The sequence below is a fragment of the Bullifex sp. genome (assembly GCF_034103065.1).
GTDB lineage: Bacteria > Spirochaetota > Spirochaetia > Sphaerochaetales > Sphaerochaetaceae > Bullifex.
In genome coordinates, this window is record NZ_JAXEGN010000072.1 from 1 (window position 1) to 5,118 (window position 5,118).

Here is a 5,118-nt window from a genome sequence, read left to right on the forward strand (position 1 = left end):
GATAAAATGATGGGTGAGGAGTATTCCTCTAATAAAAGAAGTAGTGCCGAAAAAACATTCATTTCAAGACTTGAGATGATGATTAGAGACTTGCAAAATAAAATAAGAATGCAGAAATCTATTTCTTCTTTCTCTGATAAAGAATTATCTTTCGAGGATATATTATCTTCTCTTGAGGCTCTTAAAAAAGATTTCTACACATATAAAGGTACAATACCACCATTTATCGATACATTTCTTTCTCCAGATGGTTTATTAACTCAAAAAAGAGAAATTTCTGATAAAGAAAGTTCTTTAAGAGGGGCAAATGTAAAGAGTAGGGAAAAGATTACTTCTTTCCGCTCTCAAATAGAAGGGTTAGAGGTAGAGGTTGATGCACTTCGTGAAACAATAAAGCAAATGGAGATTCAGACTGCGTCCATTAAGGCTGGTATGGATTCTTTTAAAGCAGTAAAAGATAATCTTGAAAGAAGTATTGAAGAAAAAGAAATAAGCTTTTCTGATAGTCAAAGTGCAATTACTATTGCTGAATCTAGAATTAATTCAACTGCTAACCAGTTACGAGAAGCAGATAAAGAAAAAGCTGAATTAATTAACCAAATCACTCAGTTAAAAAAGGAATTAAAGTCTCTACAAGATGAAATAAATGAGCGTTATAGCTTACTTAGCTCTAAAGAAAAAGAGAAAAACGATACAATTGATAAAATTAATTACCTTAATAATGAAATTGAGAAAAACGAACTTTGGATTACTAACACTCAAGATTTAATTCAAAACCTTTATGCTTCATTCTATAACACCTATTCAAGAAACCTAAGAGAATTTGAAGATAGAATGAATGCAGAGCTTGGTGAGCAAGTATTGCTTGAAAACGAGTTAGTTGAAATAAAAAAGCAATTACAAGCTTTAGGCCCAAATATCAACCATATGGCAGTTGATGAATTTGAAGGAGCTAAGGAGCGCTATGAGTTCTTGCAAAAGCAACTCGATGATATGTATAAAAGTAAACATGATCTTGAAACTGTTCTTGAAGAAATTGAGACAAGATCAAAGGAAATGTTTCTAAATACATATAAGCAAATTAGTGAAAACTTCCAAGTAATGTTTAGAAGGTTATTTGGTGGTGGTAGAGCTGAAATTACACTACAAGATCCTGAAAATATCTTAACAAGTGGTATTGATATCTTTGCTCAACCACCAGGAAAAAAGCTTATTAGCTTAACCCTTTTATCAGGTGGTGAAAGAAGTATGACTGCAGTAGCGCTTCTATTTGCAACATACATGGTAAAACCATCTCCATTCTGTATCCTAGATGAAATCGATGCTGCCCTTGATGATAAGAATATTGGCTTCTTCTTATCTGTATTAGATGATTTTGCTAAAGATAGCCAATTTATTATTATCACACACAATAAGCATACTGTAATGGGTTCTGCATCACTACTTGGTGTTACTCAGATGGAAGCTGGTGTTTCAACCACAGTAAGCTATAAACTTGCAAGAATTAAAGGGGAAGCTGTTATCTTAAATGAAAATGATACTGAAGTAGATTTTGATAGTGAAGGTAGAAGAACAAATAAGTGATGTTCTTCTATTTTTATAATTTTATTAAAATTTAAGGGATAAAATTATGAAGATATTGTACTTTGATTTATCTGCTATATTAATAATAGATATAATGATTGTTGATCTTTTTCTGAGGAAAAATCAGAAGAATTTCACCAATAAAATATTATTATTCATTTATATAAATGTACTTATCACTACAATTTTTGATCTCTGGTCTGAGGCTTATAATATTTGGTTTTTAGCTAATGAAACTGACTCAACCTTTAGATACTTTCTCTACTATGGGTATTTTTACAGCAGAAATTTAACTCCTCTCTTGTTCCAGATTTACCTATACGCAGTTACTGAAACATTGCATCTACTTAAACAAAGCAGAAAGAGAAAGGTTATATTAATTTTCCCATATTGCTTAGTATGTGCTTTATTAATATCAAATATATTCTTCAATAATGTTTTCTATTTTGATGATAATTTAATATATACAAGAAGTACGATGTTTTATGGCTTACATATTTGTGCCTTTATGTATTTTGTATATGGTCTTTCATTTTTATTTAAATATAGAAAAGTATTATCAATAGATAAGTTTATCTCTTTAGTTTGTTTCTACCCTTGGAACTTATTTGCTATTTTGGTTCAGGCATTTATTCCTGAGTATTTAGTAGAAATGTTTTTAAATACAGTTTCTCTATTTTTAGTTTCAAATATTGTTCAACGCTTAGAAGAAGTAATTAACCCACTTATTGGTATTAAGAGTCATATCGCTTATTCAACTGATATGAAAAAAGTATTTTACCTTAAAAAACCAGTGAGAATACTAATATTAAGGATAGTTAATTATCCTGCATTACTTACTATTTTAGGTAATGATGCTTGTAATGATTTAATGAAGCAAATTGCAAATAAGATGAAATATTATTTTGCTACCTCTGAGCTTTATTACCTTGAAAATGGTTTATTTGCTTCCTCTTTTGAACAAACTAATTTTGATAGGTCAAGGGATAATATTAAAAACTTTCGAGATTCAATTTGTGGTAGCTTCCAATTTGGAAAAATGGAACTAGAGATGGATAGCTGTTTATGTGTTTTCTCATGTCCTCAGGACTTTGATAACTATGATAAAATGATGTCTTTCGTTTATTCCTTTTATTCATACCTTCCTGCTAATGGAAACATTACTTTTCTTGCAGATGAAAATGATAAACAAAAGTATAAGTTCCATTTAAGAAATGAGATTGATCATATTATTAGTAAGGCAATAGAAGAAAATCGATTTGAGATGTATTATCAGCCAATATACTCTGTAAAGCATAAGAAGTTCATTTCTGCTGAAGCCTTAATAAGATTAAAGGATGAGAAGTTTGGCTTTATTCCTCCTGATTTATTTATTAAAGCAGCAGAAAACAATGGAACAATTTTGCAAATTGGAGAAATAGTTTTAGATAATGTTTGTAACTTTATTTCAAGATGTACAGAGGCAAAACTTCAAATTAATTTCTTTGAGATTAATCTATCTATGAAGCAGTGTGTTCAAGTAGATTTAAAGGACAAAATCTTATTTTACCTTAAAAAGTATAATCTAAAACCAGAACAAGCTAATCTAGAAATAACAGAAACAGCTGCAAATACAGCTCAAGATATTGTATTAGATAATATTAAAGCTTTAAAAGATATAGGTGTTTCTTTTGCTTTAGATGATTATGGTACAGGGTATTCTAACCTTAGTAGAATAATAAGTTTACCCCTTAAAATTGTTAAAATTGATAAGAGTATGACTGATAAAGTTTTTGATAGTAAGATCAATTCAGTATTAAAATATTCTGTTTCGCTTCTAAAGGAAATAGGTATGGAAATTGTTGTAGAAGGTGTTGAAACTGAGGATGTTTTAAATTGCTTTGTTCAAATGGGTTGTGACTACATTCAAGGATATCATTTTTCAAAGCCTCTTCCTGAAGCAGATTTTATTGAGTTTATAAAAAAGCATAATATATAAGATGTGAGTAATCTTATTGACTAAAAAGGCCATTAACAGGTATAAATTAAAAGTTGCAATATAACCAAGGAAAGGTACATGTTTGATAATATAAGCACAAAGTTTTCCTCGATAATGAAAAATTTATCGGGCAAAGGTAAGATAACAGAGAAAAACATCCGTGATGCAGTTGAAGAGATTAAAATGTCTCTTTTGGACGCCGATGTTAATCTTCGTGTTGTCAGACGTTTTATCAACAGTACACTTGAAGAAGCCCTCGGTGAAAAGGTTCTTCTTTCTGTTGATCCAGGTCAGCAATTTACAAAGATTGTCTATGACAAGATGGTTGCTTTACTTGGTGATGAAGAAGGACAAAAGCTAAAGCTAAAAGGAAAAGATACAACTAGCATAATTCTTAAGATGGGTCTTCAAGGCTCTGGTAAGACAACTACAGCTCATAAGCTTGCATTGAAGCTTAAAAAAGAGGGTAGAAAGGTTATGCTCGTTGCTGCTGACCTTGTTAGACCAGCAGCTATTACCCAATTACAGGTATTAGGTGAAAAAGTTGGTGTCAGAGTATTTACTATTCCTGGCGAAAAAAATCCTGTTAAAGTTGCAACTGAAGCAGTTAAAACTGCTCGTCATGAACTTTATGACACTGTAATTATCGATACAAGTGGTAGAATGCACCTTGATGATGTCTTGATGAAAGAGATTCAGGATATCGCAAGAGCTGTAAATCCAGATGAAACTCTCTTTGTTGCTGATGCAATGACAGGTCAAAATGCTGTCAACATTGCAAAAGAATTTGAGGAGAAGGTAGGAATATCTGGTGTAATCCTTTCTAAGTTTGACTCTGATACTCGTGGTGGTGCTGCACTTTCTCTTAAGAGTGTTGTAGGTAAGCCAATTAAGTTTATCGGTACAGGTGAAAAGAGTGAGGATTTAGACGCATTCCATCCTGACCGTATTGCATCAAGAATTCTTGGCATGGGTGATGTTGTTTCATTAGTTGAGAAAGCTCAAGAAGCTTTTGATAAGGATGAAGCAGAGCGCATTGCTAAAAAGATGCAGAAGAACACATTTGATCTTCAAGACTATCTTGACCAACTCGAGAATATGAAGAAGATGGGTTCTGCTGATAAAATTCTTGAGATGATTCCAGGTGCAAAGGGTAATATTTCAGAAGAAGATCTTAACCTTAAAGAAGTAGAGGTTGAAAAGGCTATTATCAAATCTATGACTAGGTTCGAGAGAGAAAACTATAGAATCATCGGACCATCAAGAAGAAAGAGAATAGCAAAGGGTAGTGGCACAAGTGTTGCTGATGTAAATCGCCTTTTAAAGAAATTTGAAAAAAGTAAGCTTTTAATGAAAAAGCTTATGGGAAATAAGAAATTACAGGCAAACATGCTTAATAAATTAGGTATGTAGGCCTATCAAGTAGAATAAGGAGTAAAGCCGTGAGTGTTAGCATGAGACTAAAGCGCTTTGGGTCTAAGAAGAGACCTTACTATCGTGTTGTTGTTATGGACAGCAGAGCTGCAGCAACAAGTAGAACTATTGATGAGATTGGT

General features: G+C 32.0%; 3 protein-coding genes and 1 pseudogene. All 4 read left to right on the plus strand.

What is annotated here, in order from left to right; genetic code table 11:
- A pseudogene (locus SOY52_RS03170) lies at nucleotides 1-1,584 on the plus strand (chromosome segregation protein SMC); the annotation flags it as partial.
- A gap of 508 nt (nucleotides 1,585-2,092) precedes the next feature.
- Nucleotides 2,093-3,562: an EAL domain-containing protein gene (locus SOY52_RS03175; RefSeq protein ID WP_320847535.1), complete on the plus strand. Its 1,470-nt coding sequence runs from the start codon at nucleotides 2,093-2,095 to the stop codon at nucleotides 3,560-3,562.
- A gap of 78 nt (nucleotides 3,563-3,640) precedes the next feature.
- Nucleotides 3,641-4,975, plus strand: coding sequence for a signal recognition particle protein (gene ffh, locus SOY52_RS03180; RefSeq protein ID WP_320847536.1), 1,335 nt, complete (start codon nucleotides 3,641-3,643; stop codon nucleotides 4,973-4,975).
- 29 nt (nucleotides 4,976-5,004) lie between these two features.
- Nucleotides 5,005-5,118: 30S ribosomal protein S16 (locus SOY52_RS03185; RefSeq protein WP_320847537.1), on the plus strand; the 114-nt coding region annotated here is incomplete at its 3' end.